This is a genomic window from Arthrobacter sp. PAMC25284, assembly GCF_019443425.1.
GTDB classification, from domain to species: Bacteria; Actinomycetota; Actinomycetes; order Actinomycetales; family Micrococcaceae; genus Arthrobacter; species Arthrobacter oryzae_A.
On record NZ_CP080382.1, the window covers coordinates 365,589 to 389,802 of the forward strand.

Below are 24,214 nucleotides of genomic sequence, written 5' to 3' on the forward strand. Positions count from 1 at the left end.
GGGCCGTGCCGCGGTGCCCCTTGTGGTAATTTGAAAGCACACATGTTCCTTTTTTAATTCCGTCCCGTGAGGCGGGGAAAGGGGAGACGAGCTTTGACTTCAGTGCCATCAGCGCCGGGTCCGGCAAAGGTTGTGCTCACCAGGGTTGTCCTTAACCAGGCTGACATCGACCGCGCTCTCACTCGTATTGCCCACGAAATTCTTGAGGCCAACAAGGGCGCCCAGGACCTCGTCCTGCTCGGAATCCCGCTCCGCGGGTACCCGCTCGCCGTTCGCCTCGCCGCCAAAATCGCCGCCGCTGATCCTTCCGTGGACGCCGCCGCGATCGTCGGCCAGCTTGATGTGACGATGTTCCGCGATGACCTCTCACACCAGCCGACCCGCCCTCCGTACCCCACCCAGCTGCCGCGGACCGGCATCGACAACAAGGTGGTCGTCCTGATTGACGACGTCCTGTATTCCGGCCGGACCATCCGCGCCGCCCTGGACGCCATCATCGATCTCGGCCGCCCCCGCATTGTCCGGCTGGCCGTGCTGATCGACCGGGGCCACCGGGAACTTCCCATCCGGGCCGACCACGTTGGTAAGAACCTGCCCACCGCCTCATCGGAAAAGGTCCGCGTCCGGCTGGCGGAAACTGACTCGGTGGACGGTTCTCCAGTCAACGAGGTCGTTATTGAGGCCTTCGCATGAGGCACCTGCTTTCCACCCAGGATCTGGGCCTGTCCGACGCCGTCCGCATCCTCGACACCGCCGAGGAAATGGCGGCCGTGGGGGAGCGCGAAGTCAAGAAGCTCCCTGCCCTGCGCGGGCGCACCGTCGTGAACCTTTTCTTCGAGGATTCCACCCGCACCCGGATCTCGTTCGAAGCCGCAGCGAAGCGGCTCTCCGCGGATGTTATTAACTTCGCTGCGAAAGGCTCTTCCGTCTCCAAGGGTGAATCCCTCAAGGACACCGCCCAGACACTGGCTGCAATGGGCGCCGACGCCGTCGTCATCCGGCACTGGGCTTCCGGCGCCCCCCACCGGCTGGCAGCCACCGACTGGATCGATGCTGCCGTCATCAATGCCGGTGACGGCACCCACGAACACCCCACGCAGGCGCTGCTGGATGCTTTCACGATGCGCCGGCACTGGTCGCGGCTGGCCGGCACTCCGTCTGCGGGTGCGGACCTGACGGGGATGCGGATCGCCATCGCGGGTGATGTCCTGCACTCCCGGGTGGCCCGGTCCAATGTCTGGCTGCTCCGTACCCTGGGCGCCCACGTCACCCTCGTCGCACCGCCAACCCTGCTGCCCATTGGCGTGGACGCGTGGCCCTGCGAGGTCAGCTATGACCTCGATGCCACCCTCGCGAAAGGCGTCGACGCCATGATGATGCTCCGGGTCCAGGGTGAACGGATGAATGCCTCGTTCTTCCCGACCGCCCGCGAATACTCGCGGCGCTGGGGCTTCGATGACAACCGGCTCCGTGCGCTCGACAGCCTCGGCCTGAAGGACACCATCATCATGCACCCGGGCCCGATGAACCGTGGCCTGGAAATATCCTCCGCCGCCGCGGACTCCCCGCGGTCCACCGTGCTCGCCCAGGTCCGCAACGGCGTCTCCATCCGGATGGCGGCCCTCTACCTGCTGCTCTCCGGCGACACCCGCGAGCCGGCCGCCCCGGCCATTGCCGCCCATTCCACCGCCGCCACTTCGAACAGGGAGAGCCACTGATGGCTGAACAGCAACAGACCGAAAGCAACAGCGGCGCTTACCTCATCCGCGGTGCCGCGATTCTCGGCGGAGCAGCCGAGGACCTCCTGATCCGCGACGGCCTCATCGCCGAACGCGGACAGAACCTTCAGGCCGGCGGCGCCACCGTCATCGACGCCGAAGGCCTCGTGGCACTTCCCGGCATGGTGGACATCCACACCCACCTGCGCGAACCCGGCCGCGAAGACGCCGAAACGGTTGAGACCGGCTCCAGGGCCGCCGCCCTTGGCGGCTACACCGCCGTCCATGCGATGGCCAACAGCACCCCGGTGGCGGACACCGCCGGTGTAGTTGAACAGGTCCATACCCTCGGCCGGACTGCCGGCTGGGTCGACGTCCGCCCAGTGGGGGCCGTCACCGTGGGCCTCGCGGGGGAACAGCTTGCCGAGCTGGGCGCCATGGCCGATTCCCGCGCCCGCGTCAGGGTCTTCTCCGACGACGGCATCTGCGTTCACGATCCGGTGATCATGCGCCGCGCGCTCGAGTACGTCAAGGCCTTCGACGGCGTCGTGGCCCAGCATGCCCAGGAGCCCCGCCTCACGGCAGGCGCCCAAATGAACGAGGGCGAAGTCTCCGCCGTCCTCGGCCTCGCCGGCTGGCCCGCCGTCGCGGAGGAGAGCATCATCGCCCGCGACGTCCTGCTCGCCCAGCACGTCGGATCGCGGCTGCACGTCTGCCACGTTTCCACCGCCGGGTCAGTGGAAATCATCCGCTGGGCCAAGTCCCGCGGAGTCAACGTCACAGCCGAGGTCACGCCCCACCACCTGCTGCTGACCGATGAGCTGGCCCGCAGCTATGACCCCGTCTACAAGGTCAACCCGCCGCTGCGCACCGACGCCGACGTCCAGGCGTTGCGGGCCGGCCTCGCCGACGGAACGATCGACGTCGTCGGCACGGACCATGCGCCGCATCCGAGCGAACACAAGGAATGCGAATGGGCCCAGGCCGCGATGGGCATGACCGGCCTGGAAACCGCGCTCTCCGTGGTTCAGCACAGCATGATCGAAACCGGGCTGATGGGGTGGGCCGATTTTGCCCGGGTCACATCAACGGCGCCAGCCGGCATTGGACGGCTCACGGACCAGGGCCGCCCGCTGGAGGCAGGGGAGCCCGCCAACGTCATACTCGTCGACCCGGCTGCGCGCTGGACCGTGGACCCTTCTAAGATGGCAACCATGGGCCGTAACTCACCGTTTGCCGGCCGGGAACTTCCCGGAAAGGTAGTGGCGACGTTCTTCAAGGGCCACCCCACCGTCCTCGACGGCGAACTCAACACACCCTACCGGTGGCTTCCGGAAACCCCGGCCCGGCCGGACGCCGACGCGGCGGGCAGGAACTGATGGACCGGATCCCCGCCGGACTGGCCATGCTGGCCTTCGCCGTCGTTGTCATCGGACTGCTGGGCATCGGCTGGCGGAACCGGCTGCGCCGGCAGGCCGACGTCGAGCCCCTGCCGGAGGTTCCCGCTGTCCTGGGTGCCGCGCTGGCCGCGGCCGAAGGCCAGTACGTGGCATCCACCACGTCCGGTGACTGGCTGGACCGGATCGCCGTGCACAACTTAGGCATCCGTACCAGCGCCGAACTGAACGTGCACCCGGAAGGCGTGCTGTTCGAACGATCCGGCGCCGGCCCGGTGTTCATCCCGGCGGCGCGGCTCACCGGCGTCCGCCAGGACAGCGGCATGGCGGGTAAATTCGTGGAAAAAGACGGCCTGCTGGTGTTGAGCTGGATGCTGGGCGCCCGCGAGCTGGACACCGGTTTCCGCACCCGACGTGCGCAGGACAAAACAACCCTTCTTATGGCCTTGCAGGAATTGATCTCCGCAGCCCCTCAGGCAAATGCCGATAGTGGAAAGTAACAACGTGACGGACCCCAACGCAGTAAAAACCGAAACACCAGCAACCGCAACAGTCTCCGCCCCCGCCGCCCTCGTCCTGGAGGACGGGCGGATTTTCCGGGGCGCCAGCTATGGCGCCACCGGAACCGCACTGGGGGAGGCGGTCTTCGCCACCGGCATGACCGGCTACCAGGAGACCATCACCGATCCTTCCTACGCCCGCCAGCTTGTCGTCCAGACAGCGCCGCACATCGGCAACACCGGAGTCAACGCCGACGACGCCGAGTCCCGGCGCATCTGGGTCGCCGGCTATATCGTCCGCGACGCCGCCCGCCGCCCGTCCAACTGGCGCTCCGAACGCAGCCTGGACGAAGAACTCATCGAACAGGGCATCGTAGGCATCCAGGGCGTTGACACCCGCGCCATCACCCGCCACCTGCGCGAACACAAGACCATGCGCGCCGGCATCTTCTCCGGCGACGCCGCCCGCGCCACCGACAAAGAACTCGTCGACTCCGTTCTGGCCAGCGCACCGATGGAAGGCTCCCGGCTCGCCGAAGAGGTCAGCGTCGACGCCGCCTACACAGTGGAACCCAAGGACCACGGCTGGGACGGTGAACCGCGGTTCAGTATCGCCGCGATCGACTTGGGCATCAAGCGGATGACCCCCATCCGCTTCGCCGAACGCGGCATCCGCGTGCACGTCCTGCCGGCCACGGCGACCCTCGCCGACGTCCGGGCCGTCAACCCGGACGGGTTCTTTATGTCCAACGGCCCCGGGGACCCCGCCACCGCGGACAACCAGGTCAAACTGCTCCGGTCGGTGCTCGACGCAAAGATCCCATACTTCGGAATCTGCTTCGGCAACCAGATCCTCGGCCGCGCCCTCGGCTTCGGGACCTACAAGCTGCGCTACGGCCACCGCGGCCTCAACCAGCCGGTCATGGACCGCCGGACCGGTAAGGTCGAGATCACCTCGCAAAACCACGGATTCGCCGTGGACGCACCGCTGGACGGCGCCACCCAGGCCCCTGAGGAGCGCTACGGCCGCGTTGAGGTCAGCCACGTAAGCCTCAACGACGACGTCGTCGAAGGTCTTTCCTGCCTCGATATTCCGGCGTTCTCCGTGCAATACCACCCCGAAGCCGCCGCGGGCCCGCACGACGCCGCGTACCTCTTCGACCGCTTCATTGACCTGATGGCCGATGCTGCAACCGTCACAAAGACTGCCACTGATTCCAAGACTGAGGACAAGAAGTAATGCCCAAGAGAACTGACCTCAAGAGCGTCATGGTTATCGGGTCCGGCCCGATCGTGATCGGCCAGGCGGCCGAATTCGACTACTCCGGAACCCAGGCACTGCGCGTCCTCAAGGAGGAAGGCCTGCGGGTCATCCTCGTCAACTCCAACCCGGCCACGATCATGACGGACCCCGAGTTCGCCGACGCCACCTACGTCGAGCCGATCACCCCGGAGGTGGTTGAGAAGATCATCGCCAAGGAACGGCCCGACGCACTCCTGCCCACCCTGGGTGGCCAGACCGCACTCAACACCGCCATCGCACTGGACAAAAACGGTGTGCTGGCGAAATACAACGTGGAGCTGATCGGCGCGAACATCGCCGCGATCGAACTCGGCGAGGACCGGGAAAAGTTCAAGGGCGTCGTCGAGCGCTGCGGCGCCGAATCCGCCCGCAGCCACATCATCCACTCCATCGACGAGGCACTCGCCGCGGCCGAGGACCTCGGCTACCCGATGGTCGTCCGGCCCTCCTTCACGATGGGCGGGCTCGGCTCCGGCCTGGCCTATAACGAGTCCGACCTCCGCCGGATCGTCGGCCAGGGCCTGCAGTACAGCCCCACCAGCGAGGTGCTGCTCGAAGAGAGCATCCTCGGCTGGAAGGAATACGAGCTCGAGATGATGCGGGACAAAAACGACAACGTCGTGGTGGTCTGCTCCATCGAGAACTTCGATCCGGTAGGCGTCCACACCGGCGACTCCATCACCGTCGCCCCTGCCCTGACCCTCACGGACCGCGAATACCAGCGGCTGCGCGATATTTCCATCGCCGTCATCCGCGAGGTCGGCGTTGATACCGGTGGGTGCAACATCCAGTTCGCCGTCGAGCCGGACACCGGACGCGTTGTGGTGATTGAAATGAATCCGCGTGTCTCGCGCTCCTCGGCCCTTGCCTCCAAGGCCACGGGCTTCGCGATCGCCAAGATCGCCACCAAGCTCTCGCTCGGCTACACGCTGGACGAGATCCCGAACGACATCACCCAGAAGACCCCGGCGTCCTTCGAACCGACCCTGGACTACGTCGTGGTGAAGGTCCCGCGCTTCGCGTTCGAGAAATTCCCGGCCGCAGATCCCACCCTGACCACCACGATGAAGTCGGTCGGCGAGGCCATGGCCATGGGCCGGAACTTCACCGAGGCGCTGCAGAAGGCCTTGCGGTCTCTGGAGCAGAAGGGCTCGCAGCTGGACTTCAGCCACGTCCCGGAATGGGAAGTCCCGGAGCTGATTGAGAAGGCCAAGCGGCCCACCACCGAGCGCCTGCACCAGGTCCAGCGCGCCCTGCTCGGAGGGGCCACCCTGGAACAGCTCTTTGAAGCCACCAAGATCGACCCCTGGTACCTGGACCAGCTGCAGCTCCTGAACGAGATTTCCCGGGAGATCCGGGCCGCCAGCGCCCTGACCCAGGAAATGCTCACCCGGGCCAAGAGGCACGGCTTCTCCGACGAGCAGATCGGCGCCCTGACGCACAATTCCGAGGCCGTCGTCCGCGGCGTCCGGCAGGCCCTCGGCATCCGCCCCGTCTACAAGACCGTGGATACGTGCGCCGCCGAATTTGCCGCCTACACCCCGTACCACTACTCCTCCTACGATGAAGAGGACGAGGTGGCGCTGCACGCCAAACCGTCCATTATCATCCTCGGCTCCGGACCGAACCGGATCGGCCAGGGCATCGAGTTCGACTACTCCTGCGTGCACGCCTCCATGGCCCTGCGCAAGGCCGGCTACGAGACCGTGATGGTCAACTGCAACCCGGAAACCGTCTCAACGGACTACGACGTCTCCACCCGGCTGTACTTCGAGCCGCTCACCCTCGAGGACGTCCTGGAGGTCATTGCGGCCGAGGAACGTACCGGCGGCGTCATGGGTGTGTTTGTCCAGCTCGGCGGGCAGACCCCGCTCAAGCTCGCGCAGCAGCTCGCCGACGCCGGCGTGCCGATCCTGGGCACCTCCCCGGAGGCGATCGACCTCGCCGAGCACCGCGGCGCCTTCTCCCGGGTCCTGGACGAGGCCGGGCTCATTTCGCCGAAGAACGGCACCGCCGTGTCCTTCGACGACGCCAAGAAGATCGCCGACGAGATCGGCTATCCCGTCCTGGTCCGGCCGTCCTATGTCCTGGGCGGCCGCGGCATGGAGATCGTCTACGACGAGCCCAACCTTTCGCGCTACATCGCCAACGCCACCGAGATCACCCCGGACCACCCGGTCCTGATCGACCGTTTCCTCGAAGACGCCGTCGAAATTGACGTCGACGCCCTTTACGACGGCACCGAAATGTACCTTGGCGGCATCATGGAGCACATTGAGGAAGCCGGCATCCACTCCGGCGACTCTGCGTGCGTCCTGCCTCCGATCACCCTCGGCGGCAACGTCCTGGACCGGGTCCGCACGGCTACCCTCGCCATCGCCGAAGGCGTCGGGGTCCGCGGCCTGATCAACATCCAGTTCGCGCTTGCCTCCGACGTCCTCTACGTCCTCGAAGCCAACCCGCGCGCATCCCGGACCGTGCCGTTCGTTTCCAAGGCCACCGGTGTGCAGATGGCCAAGGCCGCCGCCCTGATCGGCACCGGCGTGACCATCAACCAGCTGCGCACAGCGTACAAGATGCTGCCGGAAACCGGGGACGGGTCCACCCTGCCGCTGGACGCGCCCGTCTCGGTCAAGGAAGCGGTGCTGCCGTTCAGCCGCTTCCGCACCGTGGAGGGCAAGGTCGTCGACTCCCTCCTCGGCCCGGAAATGCGCTCCACCGGCGAGGTCATGGGCATCGACAAGCACTTCGACACCGCCTTCGCCAAGAGCCAGGCGGCCGCGAACAACGCCCTGCCGACCGAGGGCAAGATCTTCGTTTCCGTCGCGAACCGGGACAAGCGCTCGGTCATTATGGGTGTCAAGCGGCTCTCCGACCTCGGGTTCGAGATTGTCTCCACGGGCGGCACCGCGGACGTGCTCCGCCGCAACGGCATTCAGGCCACCCCGGTCCGGAAGGTCGCCGAAGGCTCCAGTGCTGCGGGCGAAGGCACCATTGCCGACATGGTTATTGCCGGCGAGATCGACATGGTCTTCAACACCCCCTCCGGCGGTGAAGCCCGCAGCGACGGTTACGAACTCCGTGCCGCGGCGACGTCGATCGGGATCCCCTGCATCACGACGGTGGCCGAATTCAACGCCGCCGTGCAGGCCATCGAGGCGCTGCGCACCTACGAATGGTCCGTGACCAGCCTGCAGGAGCATGCCGCCGCACTGACGGCATCACAGGCTGCGCAGCAGGCAGCCGCCCGGGAAGCGGCTGCGCAGGATGCCTGACGCAGACGCCGCCACGGCCGGCACCGTCCCCACGGGCCGGGAGTCCTTCGGCTCCCGGCTCGGCCAGGCCATGGCCGGCCGGGGGCCGCTGTGCGTCGGCATCGATCCGCACCCGTCGCTTTTGCGTGACTGGGGGCTGAACGACGACGCCGCCGGGGTGGAACGCTTCTCGCTCACCGTGCTGGAGGCCGTGGGCTCACTCGCGGCCGCGGTCAAGCCGCAGGTGGCACTCTACGAACGTCACGGCTCCGCCGGTATGGCGGTGCTGGAACGGACCCTGGCCGCGGCCGCGGACGCCTCTGTGTTGACCATTGCCGACGCCAAACGCGGGGACATCGGCTCCACGATGGCCGCTTACGCAGACGCCTGGCTGCGGGACGGTTCGCCGCTCGCAGCCGACGCGGTGACACTGAGCCCGTACCTGGGCTTCGAGTCGCTCCGGCCGGCCCTGGACCTCGCAGCTGAGACAGGCCGCGGCGTGTTCGTCCTGGCCCTGACATCGAACCCGGAGGGCGCCTCCGTCCAGCACGTCGGCGGGATGGATTCCGTGGCCCGCCGGATCGTCCAGGCCGCTGCGGCGGAGAACCGGCGCTACGCCGTCTCGGTGCCCGGTAACCTCGGATCAGTCGGACTCGTGGTGGGGGCCACGGTAGGTTCTGCCCTGACTGACCTGGACCTGGATCTCGCCGCGACGTTCGGGCCCATCCTGGCACCCGGGCTGGGGGCCCAGGGTGCAACGGCCGCGGTCCTGCGGCGCACGTTCGGGCCCGCCTACCCGCAGGTCCTGGGGACGTCCAGCCGGGATATCCTCGCCGCCGGACCCCACATCAGGTCCCTGCAGGATGCGGCCCGGCGGACCAGGGACGAACTGCTGGCCACCTAGCATTCCCGACGGCCCGGCGTAATGCCGGGCCGCCGGACGTGTTCCGGTTCGCCATTGATTTCTGCTGTCCCAAGACGGTAGGTTCAGGGCACGGCTTCGGTATCGGTGCCGTACGGAGGACCGGTAGCCGGTCAGCTGCACGCACCGTCCGGGCCGGCCAACCGGAGGACGGACACGGAGGACCCAGTGACTTTGCGACCCCTCACTTCGCAGGAGCGGGCCGACGCCCTGCGCAAGGCCGCCGCCGCCAGGACGACCCGGGCCACGGCCAAGGAGCGGTTGAAAGCCGGGGACCTGACTATCGCGCAAATCATCGGTTCCGCGGAATCCGATGACGCCATCGCCCGAATGCGGATTGTGGAGCTGCTGGAGGCGTTGCCGGGCATCGGACGGGTGCGCGCCGCGGCCATCATGGAACAACTCGGTATTGCGCAGTCCCGACGGGTCCGCGGTCTGGGAATTCATCAGCGCCGGGCGCTGGTAGATTTTATTGACGACAAGCAGCCCGCTTCGCCGGGCTGACCAGACACCGCCCAAAGGAACATGTGAGCAACAAACCGGGACTGACAGTCCTCGCCGGCCCCGACGGCTGTTGGCAAAGGCACCGTGTCCACCTTCATCCGGGACAACTATCCCGAAGTTTGGCTTTCTGTCTCGGCTACGACCCGTCCGCCGCGGCCCGGTGAGATCGATGGGGTGCATTACTTCTTCAAGTCCAAGGACGAGTTTGAAGCCCTCGTGGCCGCAGGGGAACTCTTGGAATGGGCCGTGGTGCATGGGCAGAATACGTACGGCACCCTCAAGAGCACGGTAGACGCGGCCATTGCTGAGGGTCGATCCGTGCTTTTGGAGATTGATCTTCAGGGCGCACGCCAGGTGAAGCAGGCCGTTCCGGACGCCCAGTTTGTCTTCCTGGCGCCCCCCAGCTGGGAAGAATTGGTGCGCCGCCTGGTGGGTCGCGGCACGGAATCGGACGAAGAACAGCAACGACGACTGGAAACCGGTAAAGTAGAACTAGCCGCTGAACCGGAGTTCGATCACACCGTCATCAATGATGACGTTCGACGGGCAGCGGACGAGCTTGTTTCACTCATGGGGCTGACCCCGCACCCGCACTAACCGCAGGGTCGGATCGGCCCGTTAGAATTTGGAGAATTCGTGTCCACGAACCTTGAAGGCATCATCAACCCGCCGATCGACGAGCTGCTGAAGGCTGCCGATTCGAAGTACGGACTGGTGATTTTCGGTGCCAAGCGCGCACGCCAGATCAACGCGTACTACGCCCAGCTGCACGAGGGCCTGTTTGAGTACGTCGGTCCGCTGGTCGACACCAAGCTGAACGAGAAGTCGCTCTCCATCGCACTGCGCGAAATCAACGAGGGCAAGCTCGTCTCCACGCCGATCGAAGCCGCAGAGTAATATCCCTGCTGGAAAGCAGAGTAAAGACTGCCTGTTGACGGAGATCACGTGCGCATAGTCCTCGGAGTCGGGGGAGGGATTGCCGCCTACAAGGTGGCGTCACTCCTCCGGCTTTTTACTGAAGCCGGTCACGACGTCACCGTCATTCCGACCGAGGCGGCCACCCGTTTCGTCGGTGTCGCCACGTGGGAAGCCCTGTCCGGGCATCCGGTCACCAGCAATGTTTTCGACGCCGTCGACACGGTAAACCACGTCCGGCTCGGCCACGAGGCGGACCTGATCGTCGTGGCCCCGGCCACCGCCGACCTGCTGGCGCGCGCGGCAACCGGACTGGCCGGCGATCTCCTGGGCACCACACTGCTGATGGCCCGCGGCCCGGTGCTGATGGCCCCGGCCATGCACACCGAGATGTGGCAACATCCGGCGACCCGGGCCAACGTCGAAACGCTGCGCAGCCGTGGAATTACGGTGCTGGACCCCGCCAGCGGCCGGCTCACCGGCACCGACTCCGGCCCCGGGCGGCTGCCCGAGCCGGAAGCGATCTTTGCGGCAGCCCTGGCCCTGGCCGGGACGGCCGCGGCATCCGCTGCCGGGACAGCCTCAGGAACTTCTGCGGTGCCTGCCTCCGGTCCGGTGCTGGCCGCACCGGACTCCGCTCCGGGTCCGGACGCTGCCGGCCGGCTGGCCGGACTCACCATGACCATCAGCGCCGGCGGCACCCGCGAACCGCTTGATCCCGTCCGCTTCCTCGGGAACCGGTCTTCCGGTAAACAAGGCGTGGCGCTGGCACTGGCAGCCCGCGACGCCGGCGCCAAGGTCCGGTTTCTGGCCGCCCACATGGAGGTCCCGGCGCCTGACGGCGTCGAAGTTGTGCTGGTGGAGACCGCCCTTGAACTGCGTGCGGCCGCCCTGCACGCCGCAGCGGACTCCGACGTCGTAATTATGGCAGCCGCCGTCGCGGACTTCCGGCCGGCGGACGTGTCCGGCACCAAGATCAAAAAGCGTGACGACGCCGCGGATCCCGTTATCGCGCTGGTCCGCAACCCGGACATCCTGCAGGAACTCGTCGAGGTCCGTGACGCGGCCTCCCACGGGCAGCTCATCATCGGGTTCGCGGCCGAAACGGGCGACGCCGAGGGCGATGTCCTGGAGTACGCGCAGGCCAAGCTGCGCCGCAAGGGCTGCGATTTGTTGGTGGTCAACCACGTCGGCCGGGATTTGGTCTTCGGCCAGGACACCAACTCCGTGGTCATCCTTTCCCGGACCGGCTCCGAACCTCAGGAGGCATCGGGTTCAAAATCCGATGTCGCGGCAGCCGTGATAGACCGGATCAGCGTCGAACTGAACCGGGTTGTCCCGCCGGCCTGAGCCCGGAGTAAGCAACGTCTCCTTAGTATGGAGACACACGTCCCCGGGCGTCCGTTTCCCAACCAGTAAGGTAGTTGAGTGACTTTACCGCTGCACATCCCAGACTTCCACGGGTCCGTTCCCGCCGCGCTCCGGCTGTTCACGTCCGAGTCGGTGACCGAAGGACACCCCGACAAGATCTGTGACCAGATCAGCGACGCGATCCTCGACGCCCTCCTGGCCAAGGACCCCGAATCGCGGGTTGCCGTGGAGACACTGGCGACCACCGGCCTCGTCCACGTCGCGGGCGAGGTCACGACCGATGCCTATGTCGAAATCCCGCAGATTGTCCGCGAGACCATCCTCGGCATCGGCTACGATTCCTCAGCCAACGGCTTCGACGGCGCCCGCTGCGGCGTGTCCGTCTCCATCGGCCAGCAGTCCAACGACATCGCCGGCGGCGTGTTCAACTCCCTGGAAGCCCGGGAAGGACGCCAGGAGGACGACTACGACCTCCAGGGTGCCGGCGACCAGGGCCTGATGTTTGGCTACGCCAGCGATGAAACTCCCTCCTACATGCCGGTTCCGATTTGGCTCGCGCACCGGCTCTCCGAGCGGCTGACGGAGGTCCGTAAAAACGGCGAGCTCGATTACCTGCGCCCGGACGGAAAGACCCAGGTGACAGTCGGGTACGACGGAGAACGCCCCGTCTCCGTCGAGACCGTCGTAATTTCCAGCCAGCACGCCGAAGGTGCCAGCCTCGACCAACTCCGCGCCGACCTGGCCGAATACGTCGTCAACCCCGTCCTGTCGATGTCCAACCTGGACATCTCACGGGCCCGGAACATCCTCAACCCGGCCGGTGCGTTTGTCATCGGCGGTCCCGTCGGCGACGCCGGACTCACCGGACGCAAAATTATCGTCGACACCTACGGCGGCATGGCCCGCCACGGCGGCGGCGCGTTCTCCGGCAAGGACCCGTCGAAGGTGGACCGTTCCGCGGCCTACGCGATGCGCTGGGTAGCGAAGAATGTGGTGGCCGCAGGGTTGGCCAAGCGCGCCGAAATCCAGATCGCCTATGCGATCGGCCAGGCCCGCCCGGTAGGAACGTATGTGGAAACCTTCGGGACCGAAACGGTGGACCCGGCCAGGATCAGCGCGGCGATCGCCGAGATCTTCGACCTGCGCCCCCGCGCCATCATCGATGCCCTTGACCTGAAGCGTCCGATCTACGCCAAGACCGCAGCCCACGGCCACTTCGGCCGCGAGGATCCCGATTTCACTTGGGAACGGTTGGACCGGGTCGATGCGCTGAAGGCCTTCTTCAACGCCTGAGGCTCAGCCTCGACGCCCGCCGTATGATGTGGTGCGCTGAGCCGTTTGCCTGAATGTCAGTGCCCTGTGGTGTGCTGGAACCAGGCCGTCTTCCGGCGGCCTGGTTTCTCATTTCCAGGCTGCATCGCATCGTTGCCTTCCCGAGGTGTCGGTGCAGAACGGTTGTTGAACGGAGGAAGTTGCCATGTCGACCGTCCGTTCCGGTGCGTCGGCGCCGGACGAACCCTTCCAGTTGTCGCTGCTCCATGGCTTCCCCACGGGTCCGGTTGCCCCGCCGGGGCCGGAGCTCGCCGCAACCCTGCCGGTAGCGCGGGTGCTGATCGAATCGTCGTTGCCGCATCTGGACCGGCCGTTCGACTACAGCGTTCCGGCCATCCTCGACACCGCGGCGCAGCCCGGAGTCCGGGTCCAGGTGCGTTTCAACGGCCAGGAATTATCGGGTTATCTCCTGGAACGGACTGCCGACTCGGACGCCGGGCACAGCCTCCTGCCGTTGCAGAAGGTGGTCTCCGCCGTGCGCGTGTTGACCCCCGCCATCGCCGAACTCGCACTGCGGATCGCCGAACGGTACGCCGGAACGGTCAGCGACGTGCTGCGCGTCGCCGTACCGCCCCGGATGGCCCGGCTGGAAAAGGAGTTCGCCCCGGACGGACGGCTGGACCCGGAGCTGTTCCTGGCCGGCCCGACGCAGGATCCCGGCCTGGCTGCATCCGCCGCGCCATCGGTACACGCCGCACCGTCGGCGCCGTCAGCCGGGCCCGTCGTCGGCGCGGGGGTCTCCCGCTGGGCGGCTTACCACAACGGCCCGGCCTACCTCCAGCACCTCGGCGCGGGGGAGTCGCCCCGCGCCGTGCTGAGCGCCCTGCAGGGTTTCGGGCCCGGCGGCTGGCCCCGGCTGATCGCGGAAGCGGTGGCCGCCGTCCGGCTCTCCGGCCGGGGCGCCGTGGTGGTTGTGCCCGACTACCGGGACCTGGACCGGGTGGAAGCCGCCCTTCTGGAACTGCTCCCCGCCGGCGATGTCGCCCGCCTGACCGCCGACGACGGTCCGACGCCGCGCTACCGCAACTTCCTCCGGCTCCTCAGCGGCGCCGCCGGGGTGGCGGTTGGCACCCGGTCCGCTGCCTACGCTCCGGTCCGTGACCTTGGACTCGTGGTCTGCTGGGACGACGGCGACGACCTCCACATCGAACAACGCTCCCCATACGCGCACTCCCGCGAAGTGCTGCTCCTGCGGGCCGGCCAGGAACGCGCCGCGTGCCTGCTGGCGGGTCACACGCGCAGCACGGAGGCGGAACGCCTGGTCGAATCCGGCTGGGCCAGGGCGGTGGAGGCCGAGCGCACCGTCCTGCGGCGGACCGTCCCGCGCGTCCTGAACACCGCCGACAGCTTCGAGCAGGAACGTGATCCACTCGCCCGCATCGCCCGGCTGCCGGGCGCGGCCTGGCGGGCCGCCAAGGAGGGCTTGCTCCGCGGTCCGGTCCTGGTCCAGGTGGCCCGGGCTGGCTACGCACCTTCGCTCGCCTGCGAGACCTGCCGCGAACCGGCCCGCTGCCAGGCCTGCAGCGGACCGCTGGCCATTGCCGGGGCCGTGGGAGCCTCGGCGGTACCGCAATGCCGCTGGTGTTCCGCCCCGGCCCAAGCCTGGCGTTGCACCCACTGCAACGGCATGCGGCTGCGCAGGGGTGCCACCGGCGCGCTCCGCACCGCCGAGGAGTTGGGCCGCGCTTTCCCCGGCACCCCGGTGATCACCTCGTCCGGGGACCACATCAAGGCCGCAGTCCAGGACAGCCCCGCCCTGGTCGTGGCGACGATCGGCGCCGAGCCGGTGGCCGCCGGCGGGTACGCGGCGGCACTGCTGCTCGACGGAGACTCACTGCTGCGCCGGGAGAACCTGCGCGCGGGCGAAGACGCGGTCCGGCGCTGGTTTAACGCTGCTTCGCTGGTGCGTCCGGCACCTGAGGGTGGCCTCGTGGTCATCACTGCGGACGATGCCGCCGGGGTCGGAGCGCTGCTGCGCTGGGATCCGGCCGGCTACGCCTCCCGCGAGCTGTCGCTGCGGCGGGAGCTGTTGTTGCCGCCAGCCGTCCGGATCGCCTCCGTCACTGGCGGCCGGACCGCCGTCGGGCACTTCACTGGAGATGTTGAACGGCGGCTGGCGGGACAGGGAATTGTGCTCAGGACCGCCGGACCGGCGCCCCTGGTGATGACCGGGGGAGCCACGGGCGTCACTTCCGGGGGCGGACCGTCCGCGGCCCGCCAGGCGCCGGGCCGGAATGATGACGATGTCCGGACCCTGATGTTCATCCCTTACGCCCAGGCCGCGGACGCCGCCGGGGTGATGCGCGCCGTCAAGGCCGCAGCTGCCGCCAAGCGGAGCGATGACCCAGTCCAGCTCCGGCTCGACGGCGTCGATATTCTTTAGGGCGGGAGGTTGGGCGCTGTTCTGACGGCCCTGTGCTGACGGCCCCGCAATGGCGGGCGCTGGGCCGTGGCAGCCCGCGAAACCTACCGGACCCGGCCGTTCCGCAGCGCCACGGCCTCGCCGGCCAGGTCCACGAGCTTGCGTGCGGAAGAATCCCAGCTGAAGTCCGCGGCACGCTCCACCGACCGGCGTGAGCGTGCCTTCCACAGTTCCGGCTCCTCGAGTTTCCGGACGGCCGCGGCGAATTCGGCGGGCGAGTCGGGGTGCACGTAGCTGACGGCATCGTCGCCGACCTCGCGGAAGATCGGGATGTCGCTGGCGATCACCGGGGTGCCGTGGGACATCGCCTCGACGAGGGGCAGTCCGTAGCCCTCCGCCCGGGAGAGGCTGATCAGGGCGGTGGTCCGGGCCAGCATTGCGTCGTATTCGGCGTCCGTGACGCCATTGTGGAAGACCACGTTGGCCGCGGCGGGAACCTGGGCTTCCAGCCCGGCGCGGAGCTCCGGGGAAATCCGGCTGAGCAAGTGCAGGGTCATGTCCGGCAGCTCTGCCATCCCTGCGATCATCGTTTCGACGTTTTTGTAAGGCATAAATGAGCCCATGTAGAGCAGGGTTTTATCCGCTCCCGTCTCCGGGTCCCGGGGTGTGTGGCCGTGCTGGGGGGCATTGCCCACGATCCGGACCGGCCGCCGGGTGAGGCGGTACTTGGCGATCAGGGCGGCCGTGGTGGAACTGATCGTCGCGACGACGTCTGCCCGGTTCAGCAGGAGGCGTTGCGGCCAGAACGCCTTGTGGTAGAGGCGCCACAGGACCCGAACCGGGGCCGGGAGGAATCCCGGCGGTTCCGGGTGCTCGTAGTAGATGAGGTCGTGAAGCGTCAGCACCAGGGCGTACTTCCGGCCCCAGCTGCCCATCGTCTGCATGGGGCAAACCACAACGTCGGCGCCGAGCTTGTTGACCTTGGCGGCCACGAACAGCTCAGCCGGCGAGAGCGGGCTGTTTATGAGTGTGTAAGGCACCTCGGGGAGCAGGGCCAGCTGGCGGCGGTCACTGATGAGCATGGAGACATCGGCGATCCTGGCGGCAGCCGCAATGAGGCTCGCGCCGTAGCGGCTGATGCCGTCGTGGTGGTCCAGGCGGGTGAATCGCGCATCGACGAGAATTTTCATGCGGTGGGCTCTTTCAGGAAGTCTCTGATGTAACGGGCCGCCGGCTCGGGGGTCTCGTAGTGGATCAGGTGCCCGACGCCGGGGATGACCCCGAGGAGGCCGTCCGGCAGCCGGGCAACGAGCTTGTGCTGGTCCGGCAGCATGGCGATCTCATCCTGTTCGCCCGCGACCAGCAGAACCGGGAGCTCCAACCGGTGGGCGACCTCGGAGACATGGCTGCCGACCGACGCTTTAAAGGCCTCCAGCAGACTGTCCCGGTCGGCGAAGGCGGAGAAGTAGGCGCTGTGCTGTGCATGGACGAACCGGCGGATGTCCTTGTCCCTGGTTTTCGCCATGGCTTCACTCATCACCCGGACAATCAGCTGGCTCCGAAGCAGGGCCTGACCGGGCCGCCGGGGCAGCCGCGCCGCGGCCTCATAGTAAAGGACCGCGAGCTTGGTCATGAGTCCCTTCGGCCCCTCGAGCGCTGGCGCTGCGATCGGGTTGATGAGGATCAGCCGGCACACGGCGGCGGGATGGTCCGCCACGAAATGACTGGTGATGATCGAGCCAAACGAATGACCCAGCAGGACCGTCTCCGGGCCCAGGCCCAGCGCGGCCATAAATTCGCCAATGAATTGTCCGTAGCGCTCCACGGTATGACTTGCGCCGGCAAAGGCCGCGGAGCTGCCAAAGCCCGGCAGGTCCGGCATGATGAGCCGCATCTCCGGAAGGTGGTCGGCCACCCGGAGCAGGCCGTGGTGGTCGCCGCGGAAGCCGTGGATAACCAGGATGGTACGGGTCTCGGGGGTCACCCGGACCGGCTCATACGTCCAGTAGGCTACCCGGCCGCCATCGAGGTCAACGGCAGCAGACCGGGTCCGGGCGTCGAGTCCGCTGCTGAACAGGGGCGCGGGGGAGGACTTGATGTCCACGTGTTCCATGCGTTGGATTCCTAGTTGACGTTGTCGGGATGGGAGCCACTGCGGAAACCGCGCTCAAGCGCAGCGAGTTCCGTCATGTCGCGGACCGAGAGTTCGAATCCGAAGACGTTATGGTTTTCGTGGATGCGGTCTGAAGAGCTGGCCTTTGGGATCGTGACGTTGCCCAGCTGAAGGTGCCAGCGGAGGATGATTTGGGCTGCTGTCCGGTCATGTTCGGCGGCGAGGGCGAGGATGACCGGGTCTTTCAGGACCTGGCCGCGGCCGAGCGGGCTCCATGCCTCGGTGCGGATACCAAGCTGTTCGTGCTTCTCCCGCATTGCGGCCTGCTGGAGCCACGGATGGAGCTCTATCTGGTTCACGGCCGGCACGACTTCGGCGGTCTCCAACAGGCGGTCCAGATGCTCCGGCTGGAAGTTCGAGACGCCGATGGCGCGCACCTTGCCCTCACGGTAGAGCGTTTCCAGGGCGCGGTAGGTCTCACGGAACAGTCCACGCTTCGCACACGGCCAATGGATCAGATAGAGGTCGATATACTCCAGGCCGAGGTTGGCGATCGAAGTATCGAAGGCGCGCAGCGTAGCGTCGTAGCCGTGATCCTCATTCCACACCTTGGTGGTAATAAAAAGGTCCTCGCGTGATACGTACGGGGCGGACTCGCCGGGGCCCGCGTCCCGTTCCGTCGAATCCGGACAGGCCCCCGATTCCCCGGCCGACGCCCGTTTCATTGCCGTACATGGAGGCCGTGTCGAAGTGACGGTAGCCAGCCTCGATCGCCATCGTTACCAGACCGGCTGCGTCGGCCGGCGGGACCTTGTACAACCCGAAGCCCAGCCTGTCGATCAGCACGCCGTTATTCAGGGCCAGCCGCGGGGAGATTCTCATAGCACTGACTTTACCCACTGACCGGCGGCTGTGTACGGCGCGGCCTGTCGGGCTGCCCCGGCAGGCCGCCCGGCTCAGGCGATGCCATTGAAACTGACCAGCCGGCGGGCGCTGGCCTCGTCGAGGATGAGGTCGGTGGCCAGGCCCGCGGCAAGTGCACCGCGGAGCCCGTTGATCTTCGATGCCCCGGAAATCACGCAGATGCGGCGCCGGACCTGCCGGAGCTGGGCCAGGTCCGGTCCGGTGGAACGTTCGTTCAGGGTGATGCCGTCCGAGGAACCGTCGGAGCGGAAGAACACGGTCGCGACGTCCCCGACGACGTCGGACGTGGCCAGCGTGGCAAGGTCAGCCTCGTCGAGGTACCCGCCCGCGTAAACGTGGCTGGGGTAGTCGGCATCGACTGAGCCCACACCGAAGATCGCAATGCTCATGCGGGCCTGCAGGGCCAGGATGCGTTGCACACTGCGTTCATTCCACATGGCCGTTTTGGTCGTTGCGTGGTCGAAAAACGCCGGGACAGGGAACTGCTCCACCCGGGCTCCGTAGGCGCTGCCGAAGCGCCGCATGATGTCGGAAGCATAGGTGATGCCGGTCGTCTGCATGTTGCCCGCCCCGTTGAGCTGCACGACGACGCTGTCATGGGTGATTTTGCGGGTCAGGTGCCGGCTCACAGCGCTCAGGGTGGATCCCCAGGCGACCCCGATGATGGCGTTGGAATCGACCAGCGGGCCGATCGTCCGGGCCGCCTGCATCGCCACCCGGTCCAGTGTTTCCGCCTCATTGAGGGTGTCGACCACCGGAACGACGTGCACATCGACCTTGTACTGGGCCCGGATGATGCTTTCCAATTCAGGTCCGGTGTCCAGCGGACTGCGGATCTGGATCTGAACCAGACCGGATTCCCGCGCCGCCGACAACAACCGCGAAACGGTCGACCGGGACGTCCGCAATTCCCGTGCGATGGCGTCCATGGTCAGGTCCTGGAGATAGTAGAGCTGGGCAGCCCGGAGGGCGTCGGACTGACGTGAAGGTGTCATTTCGGTTCCGTTCTGCACGTTTGTGCATAGTGCTTGACTCCATTTTCCAATACTCCGAACAATAGTGGTGAACGGCGTCACGCAATAGAGTGTGGCGCATAGGACCAAACCCAAGGGAGCAGTTTTGGGACAGCAGGATTTATCCCCCATGCAGGGCCCGGCCAGCGAGCGCACATCGGTCGAGAAACTGCGGTCGCGGCGCCGGGCGCAGGTGCTGATCGTCGGCGGCGGCATCAACGGGGTCGGTACTTTCCGGGATCTCGCGCTGCAGGGGGTGGATGTGGTGCTCGTGGAACGCGGCGACTACTGCCAGGGTGCCAGCGGCGCCTCGTCCCACATGATCCACGGTGGCATCAGGTACCTGGAAAACGGCGAGTTCCGCCTGGTCCAGGAATCCGTCGTAGAGCGCAACCGGCTCCTGCGGATCGCGCCTCACTACGTCAAGCCGCTGCAGACCACCATTCCCATCTTCAGCACGTTTTCCGGCGTCCTGTCAGCTCCGCTGCGATTCCTCACCCACAAGCAGCAGGGCAAGCCCAAGGAACGTGGGGCCTTCCTCATCAAGCTTGGCCTCAGCCTTTACGATTTCTTCTCCCGCGACGGCGGCACAGTGCCCCGGCACCAGTTCCGGGGCCGCAAAAAGGCACTGGCTGAGCTGCCCCGGCTGCACCCGGGCATCAAATACACGGCCACGTACTTCGACGCTTCCGTCCATAACCCCGAGCGGCTGACCCTGGATGTCCTGCAGGATGGCGAGAAAGCCGGACTTGCCGGCGCCGGCCAGGCCCGGGCCAGCAACTATGTCTCGCTGGTCTCACTCAAGGAAGCGGCCGGTACCGGCGGGGGCAGCACCGTCGAACTCCGCGATGAGCTGACCGGCGAGGTCTTCGACTTCACGGCGGACGTCATCGTGAACACCACCGGCGCGTGGGTGGACCTGACCAACGAGGCCATGGGAGCGGCGTCGGCGTTTATGGGCGGCACGAAGGGCTCACACATCGTGCTGGACCACCCCGAGCTGCTCAAGGCTTGCAACGGCGGTGAGATCTTCTTCGAGCACACGGACGGCAGGATCGTCCTGATCTACCCGATGGGGGACCGTGTCCTCGTCGGCACCACGGACGTCTTTGCCGACATGGCCGAGGACGCCGTCTGCACCGAGGCCGAGATTGACTACTTCATTGACCTGATTGGTCATGTGTTCCCGGATGTGTCCGTTGACCGCGGCCAGATCGTCTATTCCTTCTCCGGTGTCCGACCGCTCCCGAAGAACGATGCGACCCAGCCCGGCTTCGTCAGCCGCGATTACCGGATCGAACGCCGTACCGCGGCCCGTGACGGAGCAGCAGGAGGCGCCGTCGTGCTGAGCCTCGTGGGCGGGAAATGGACCACCTTCCGGGCACTGTCCGAGCACATGACCAACGACGTCCTCACCGAACTCGGCATGGAGCGGAAGACCTCGACGGCGAAGCTGGCCATCGGAGGCGGGGCTGACTTCCCGGATACCGAAGAGGGTATCCAGCGGTGGATTAAGGCCCACATGTCCGCAGACCGCGACGCGGACCGGGCCACCCTCCTGTTGACCCGGTACGGGACCCGCGCCGAAGACGTCATCGCTTACCTGGATCTCGCACCGGACCGGCTGCTGCGATCCACCCGGGAACTGAGCGTCCGCGAACTGGAGTTTATGGCCGAGAACGAGCAGATCGGTCATCTGATCGATGTGCTGATCCGCCGGACGTCCCTGGCCTTCCGGGGCCTGGTGACCGGCGAACTCCTCAACGAGGTATCGGAGATCCTGTCCGGCCCGCTGGGCTGGGATGCGGCACGCCGGGCCTCGGAAATCACCCACGCCCAGGAGGTGTTGCAACGGTTCCACGGCGTCACGGTGGACAGCCTGGTCGCCTGATTCAACTTGCGCGTCCGGGCGGGGAAGCCCGGGGGTAAGCACTGTGCGGTCCGCTTCGGCGGCCCGCGCAGTGGCGGACCGGCAGCGTCGACACGCTGCCGGTCCAACAGCCCTTCAAACCCGCGAAGGGCTGACAACAGAACATAGAGGAGTCAAAGATGTCTCTTGGAATAGTTTTTCTATCCGAAGTATTCGGCACAGCGATGCTGACACTGCTCGGTTGTGGTGTTGTTGCCAACGTCGCCCTCAAGGGCACAAAGGGCAACAATGGCGGGTTTCTGATGGTCACCTGGGGTTGGGGCATCGCCGTGTTCGCCGGCGTGTACGTGGCCGTAATGTCAGGCGCACACATCAACCCGGCCGTGACGTTTGGTCTGCTGGTCAATGGCAAGAGCGAGTATGCACCCGGGGTCCCGGTGGACATTGCCTCGACGCTGACCTACTTCGGCGGTGAGCTGCTGGGGGCCTTCCTGGGCGCCGTGGTGATGTGGCTGGCGTACAAGCAGCACTTCGACGCCGAACCCGAGCCCGCCAGCAAGCTGGGCGTCTTCTCCACCGGCCCGGCCATCCGCTCCACCACCTGGAACCTGGTCACCGAGATCATCGGTACCTTTGTCCTCGTTTTCGTCATCCTGACCTTCGGCGGGACGCCCTCCGGGCTCGGCCCGCTGGCCGTCGCCCTGCTCGTTGTCGGCATCGGCGTGTCACTCGGTGGCCCCACCGGATACGCCATCAACCCTGCCCGTGACCTCGGTCCCCGTATCGCCCACGCGCTGCTGCCGATCAAGGGCAAAGGCTCCAGTGACTGGAGCTACTCCTGGATCCCCGTTGTTGGACCGCTGGTCGGTGGCGGCCTCGCCGGCATTGTCGCCGCCGTCGTTCCGATCATCGCCAGGGCCGCCGCCTGACCGGGCGATCCGCCGCAGCCGCATCAGCCATCGCTTGATCGGCCGGTCAGCCGCCCGGCCACAACCAACCAGACAAGGACGTCAACATGAACCAGTATGTAATCGCCATTGACCAGGGCACCACCAGCAGCCGCGCCATCGTTTTCGACCACAGCGGCAGCATCGTCTCGTCCGGACAGCTCGAACACGAACAAATCTTCCCGCAGGCCGGCTGGGTCGAGCACGATCCCGCCGAGATCTGGAACAACACCCGTGAAGTCATCGGCAACGCGCTCTCCAAGGCAAACCTGACCCGACATGACATCGCTGCCGTTGGCATCACCAACCAGCGTGAAACCGCAGTCGTTTGGGATAAGACCACCGGCAAGGCCGTCTACAACGCGATCGTCTGGCAGGACACCCGCACCCAGCCGATCGTCGACGAGCTCGCCAAGGACGGCGGCGTGGAGCGCTTCAAAGCAAAGGTGGGACTGCCGCTGGCCACCTACTTCTCCGGCACCAAGATCAAGTGGATCCTGGACAACGTCGAGGGTGCGCGGGAGAAGGCAGAAGCCGGCGACCTCGTATTCGGCAATACGGACTGCTGGGTGCTCTGGAACCTGACCGGAGGCACCGACGGCGGCGTGCACGTCACCGATGTGACCAACGCGTCCCGGACCATGTTTATGGATCTCGAGACACTGTCCTGGGACCAGGACATCCTGGACGCGTTCGGCGTCCCGGCCTCCATGATGCCGGAGATCAAGTCCTCCTCCGAGGTCTATGGGACCGTGCACACCTCGCAGCTGCTGCGTGAAGTACCGGTCGCCGGGATCCTGGGCGACCAGCAGGCCGCCACTTTCGGGCAGGCGGCGTTCGAAGCCGGCGAAGCCAAGAACACCTACGGCACGGGCTGCTTCCTGATCTTTAACACGGGTGAGGAAATCATCCACTCGAAGAACGGGCTGCTGACCACGGTCGGCTACAAGCTCGGCGATGCAGCACCGCATTACGCGCTGGAAGGCTCGATCGCGGTGACTGGTTCGCTGATCCAGTGGCTGCGCGACAACCTGGGCATGATCAGCAGCGCCCCTGAGGTCGAAAAGCTCGCCGCCTCGGTCGAGGACAACGGCGGCGTGTACATCGTGCCGGCGTTCTCCGGCCTGTTCGCGCCGTACTGGCGGTCCGACGCCCGCGGCGCGATTGTTGGCTTGACCCGTTTTGTGAACAAGAACCACATCGCCCGGGCCGCGCTGGAAGCCACCGCTTTCCAGACCCGCGAGGTGCTCGATGCGGTCAACGCCGACTCCGGCGTCCCGTTGACCGAGTTGAAGGTCGACGGCGGCATGGTTGCCAACGACGCCCTGATGCAGTTCCAGGCCGACATCCTGGGCGTGCCGGTCATCCGGCCGAAGGTCGTGGAGACCACCGCTCTGGGGGCCGCTTACGCGGCCGGCCTTGCCGTCGGCTTCTGGAAGGACCTGGGCGAATGCTCGGCCAACTGGTCCGAGGACAAGCGCTGGGAACCGCAGATGGACGACGCCGAGCGTGACCGCCAGATGCGCCTCTGGAAGAAAGCCGTCACGAAGTCGATGGATTGGGTCGACGAGGACGTCAAGTAGGCGCCTGACCCGCGCTTAGCGCGGCGTACAGCAAAGAGCTCCGGCCAGGTGATCTGGCCGGAGCTCTTTGCTGTCCGGTGATCTGACTCTTCGGTGATGGGATTCCGTGGTGAAATTTCGATGCTGTGCCGGTTGGTGGATTCGGCAACGAATCTGGTGGCGTCCGGCCCCGGGGCGCTACCCCGG

18 protein-coding genes and 2 pseudogenes are annotated in these 24,214 nt (G+C 66.5%); 16 read left to right on the top strand and 4 right to left on the bottom strand.

The window, feature by feature from the left end; genetic code table 11:
• Positions 1 to 93: 93 nt before the first annotated feature.
• The 13 genes and pseudogenes from pyrR to KY499_RS01805 all read left to right on the top strand — a co-directional run bounded on the left by pyrR (position 94) and on the right by KY499_RS01805 (position 15,599).
• Entirely contained in the window at positions 94 to 693 is a 600-nt protein-coding gene (gene pyrR / locus KY499_RS01745) for a bifunctional pyr operon transcriptional regulator/uracil phosphoribosyltransferase PyrR (protein WP_123254764.1), read from the top strand.
• Positions 690 to 1,718 carry an aspartate carbamoyltransferase catalytic subunit gene (locus tag KY499_RS01750; protein WP_123254765.1) on the top strand — a complete coding sequence of 343 codons (1,029 nt, stop codon included), beginning with the start codon at positions 690 to 692 and terminating at the stop codon, positions 1,716 to 1,718. Before pyrR ends, KY499_RS01750 begins: the two co-directional genes overlap by 4 nt.
• Positions 1,718 to 3,097, top strand: coding sequence for a dihydroorotase (locus KY499_RS01755; RefSeq protein WP_219886107.1), 1,380 nt, complete (start codon positions 1,718 to 1,720; stop codon positions 3,095 to 3,097). Before KY499_RS01750 ends, KY499_RS01755 begins: the two co-directional genes overlap by 1 nt.
• Positions 3,097 to 3,615, top strand: a complete 519-nt coding sequence (locus KY499_RS01760) for a hypothetical protein (protein ID WP_123254767.1) — start codon at positions 3,097 to 3,099, stop codon at positions 3,613 to 3,615. The genes KY499_RS01755 and KY499_RS01760 overlap by 1 nt, the downstream gene beginning before the upstream one ends.
• Entirely contained in the window at positions 3,596 to 4,855 is a 1,260-nt protein-coding gene (carA, locus tag KY499_RS01765; RefSeq protein WP_123254768.1) for a glutamine-hydrolyzing carbamoyl-phosphate synthase small subunit, read from the top strand. Before KY499_RS01760 ends, carA begins: the two co-directional genes overlap by 20 nt.
• Complete coding sequence (carB, locus tag KY499_RS01770) at positions 4,855 to 8,193, top strand: carbamoyl-phosphate synthase large subunit (protein WP_123254769.1); 3,339 nt, start codon at positions 4,855 to 4,857, stop codon at positions 8,191 to 8,193. Before carA ends, carB begins: the two co-directional genes overlap by 1 nt.
• Positions 8,186 to 9,076: an orotidine-5'-phosphate decarboxylase gene (gene pyrF, locus KY499_RS01775; RefSeq protein WP_219886108.1), complete on the top strand. Its 891-nt coding sequence runs from the start codon at positions 8,186 to 8,188 to the stop codon at positions 9,074 to 9,076. The genes carB and pyrF overlap by 8 nt, the downstream gene beginning before the upstream one ends.
• Before the next feature lie 186 nt (positions 9,077 to 9,262).
• Positions 9,263 to 9,598, top strand: a complete 336-nt coding sequence (gene mihF, locus KY499_RS01780) for an integration host factor, actinobacterial type (protein WP_123254771.1) — start codon at positions 9,263 to 9,265, stop codon at positions 9,596 to 9,598.
• Positions 9,599 to 9,621: 23 nt separating this feature from the next.
• Positions 9,622 to 10,195: pseudogene (gene gmk, locus KY499_RS01785) on the top strand (guanylate kinase).
• A 39-nt stretch (positions 10,196 to 10,234) separates the two neighbouring features.
• Positions 10,235 to 10,495 carry a DNA-directed RNA polymerase subunit omega gene (rpoZ, locus tag KY499_RS01790; protein WP_090581074.1) on the top strand — a complete coding sequence of 87 codons (261 nt, stop codon included), beginning with the start codon at positions 10,235 to 10,237 and terminating at the stop codon, positions 10,493 to 10,495.
• 48 nt (positions 10,496 to 10,543) lie between these two features.
• The gene (locus KY499_RS01795) at positions 10,544 to 11,863 is read left to right on the top strand and encodes a phosphopantothenate--cysteine ligase family flavoprotein (RefSeq protein ID WP_123254773.1); all 1,320 of its coding nucleotides are present in this window, start codon (positions 10,544 to 10,546) and stop codon (positions 11,861 to 11,863) included.
• Positions 11,864 to 11,941: 78 nt separating this feature from the next.
• On the top strand, positions 11,942 to 13,177 hold the full coding sequence (gene metK / locus KY499_RS01800) for a methionine adenosyltransferase (RefSeq protein WP_123254774.1): 1,236 nt from the start codon (positions 11,942 to 11,944) through the stop codon (positions 13,175 to 13,177).
• Between the two features lie 184 nt (positions 13,178 to 13,361).
• Positions 13,362 to 15,599 (top strand): primosomal protein N', encoded by a 2,238-nt coding sequence (locus KY499_RS01805; protein WP_219886109.1) that lies wholly within the window; start codon positions 13,362 to 13,364, stop codon positions 15,597 to 15,599.
• An 83-nt stretch (positions 15,600 to 15,682) separates the two neighbouring features.
• Here the strand turns inward: KY499_RS01805 and KY499_RS01810 are convergent, their stop codons facing one another.
• The 4 genes and pseudogenes from KY499_RS01810 to KY499_RS01825 all read right to left on the bottom strand — a co-directional run bounded on the left by KY499_RS01810 (position 15,683) and on the right by KY499_RS01825 (position 19,610).
• Entirely contained in the window at positions 15,683 to 16,768 is a 1,086-nt protein-coding gene (locus KY499_RS01810; RefSeq protein ID WP_123254776.1) for a glycosyltransferase family 1 protein, read from the bottom strand.
• The gene (locus tag KY499_RS01815; RefSeq protein ID WP_123254777.1) at positions 16,765 to 17,691 is read right to left on the bottom strand and encodes an alpha/beta fold hydrolase; all 927 of its coding nucleotides are present in this window, start codon (positions 17,689 to 17,691) and stop codon (positions 16,765 to 16,767) included. Before KY499_RS01815 ends, KY499_RS01810 begins: the two co-directional genes overlap by 4 nt.
• A gap of 11 nt (positions 17,692 to 17,702) precedes the next feature.
• Positions 17,703 to 18,573, bottom strand: a pseudogene (locus tag KY499_RS01820) (aldo/keto reductase).
• A gap of 74 nt (positions 18,574 to 18,647) precedes the next feature.
• Entirely contained in the window at positions 18,648 to 19,610 is a 963-nt protein-coding gene (locus KY499_RS01825; protein ID WP_219886110.1) for a sugar-binding transcriptional regulator, read from the bottom strand.
• Between the two features lie 148 nt (positions 19,611 to 19,758).
• Here KY499_RS01825 and KY499_RS01830 point away from each other — a divergent pair, with 148 nt between their 5' ends.
• The 3 genes from KY499_RS01830 (at position 19,759) to glpK (ending at position 24,028) form a co-directional block, all read left to right on the top strand.
• Positions 19,759 to 21,519 carry a glycerol-3-phosphate dehydrogenase/oxidase gene (locus KY499_RS01830; RefSeq protein WP_123254779.1) on the top strand — a complete coding sequence of 587 codons (1,761 nt, stop codon included), beginning with the start codon at positions 19,759 to 19,761 and terminating at the stop codon, positions 21,517 to 21,519.
• Between the two features lie 158 nt (positions 21,520 to 21,677).
• The gene (locus tag KY499_RS01835; RefSeq protein WP_123254780.1) at positions 21,678 to 22,427 is read left to right on the top strand and encodes an MIP/aquaporin family protein; all 750 of its coding nucleotides are present in this window, start codon (positions 21,678 to 21,680) and stop codon (positions 22,425 to 22,427) included.
• A gap of 86 nt (positions 22,428 to 22,513) precedes the next feature.
• Complete coding sequence (glpK, locus tag KY499_RS01840) at positions 22,514 to 24,028, top strand: glycerol kinase GlpK (protein ID WP_123254781.1); 1,515 nt, start codon at positions 22,514 to 22,516, stop codon at positions 24,026 to 24,028.
• Positions 24,029 to 24,214 lie beyond the last annotated feature (186 nt).

Bases quoted from the DNA above. Each gene is read 5' to 3' on its own strand.
- KY499_RS01805 (WP_219886109.1), top strand. From the start codon at position 13,362: ATGTCGACCGTCCGTTCCGGTGCGTCGGCGCCGGACGAACCCTTCCAG.
- glpK (WP_123254781.1), top strand. From the start codon at position 22,514: ATGAACCAGTATGTAATCGCCATTGACCAGGGCACCACCAGCAGCCGC.
- carB (WP_123254769.1), top strand. From the start codon at position 4,855: ATGCCCAAGAGAACTGACCTCAAGAGCGTCATGGTTATCGGGTCCGGC.
- KY499_RS01815 (WP_123254777.1), bottom strand. From the start codon at position 17,691: ATGGAACACGTGGACATCAAGTCCTCCCCCGCGCCCCTGTTCAGCAGC.
- KY499_RS01810 (WP_123254776.1), bottom strand. From the start codon at position 16,768: ATGAAAATTCTCGTCGATGCGCGATTCACCCGCCTGGACCACCACGAC.
- KY499_RS01835 (WP_123254780.1), top strand. From the start codon at position 21,678: ATGTCTCTTGGAATAGTTTTTCTATCCGAAGTATTCGGCACAGCGATG.
- KY499_RS01750 (WP_123254765.1), top strand. From the start codon at position 690: ATGAGGCACCTGCTTTCCACCCAGGATCTGGGCCTGTCCGACGCCGTC.
- KY499_RS01760 (WP_123254767.1), top strand. From the start codon at position 3,097: ATGGACCGGATCCCCGCCGGACTGGCCATGCTGGCCTTCGCCGTCGTT.
- KY499_RS01755 (WP_219886107.1), top strand. From the start codon at position 1,718: ATGGCTGAACAGCAACAGACCGAAAGCAACAGCGGCGCTTACCTCATC.
- KY499_RS01830 (WP_123254779.1), top strand. From the start codon at position 19,759: ATGCAGGGCCCGGCCAGCGAGCGCACATCGGTCGAGAAACTGCGGTCG.
- pyrF (WP_219886108.1), top strand. From the start codon at position 8,186: ATGCCTGACGCAGACGCCGCCACGGCCGGCACCGTCCCCACGGGCCGG.
- KY499_RS01825 (WP_219886110.1), bottom strand. From the start codon at position 19,610: ATGACACCTTCACGTCAGTCCGACGCCCTCCGGGCTGCCCAGCTCTAC.
- carA (WP_123254768.1), top strand. From the start codon at position 3,596: ATGCCGATAGTGGAAAGTAACAACGTGACGGACCCCAACGCAGTAAAA.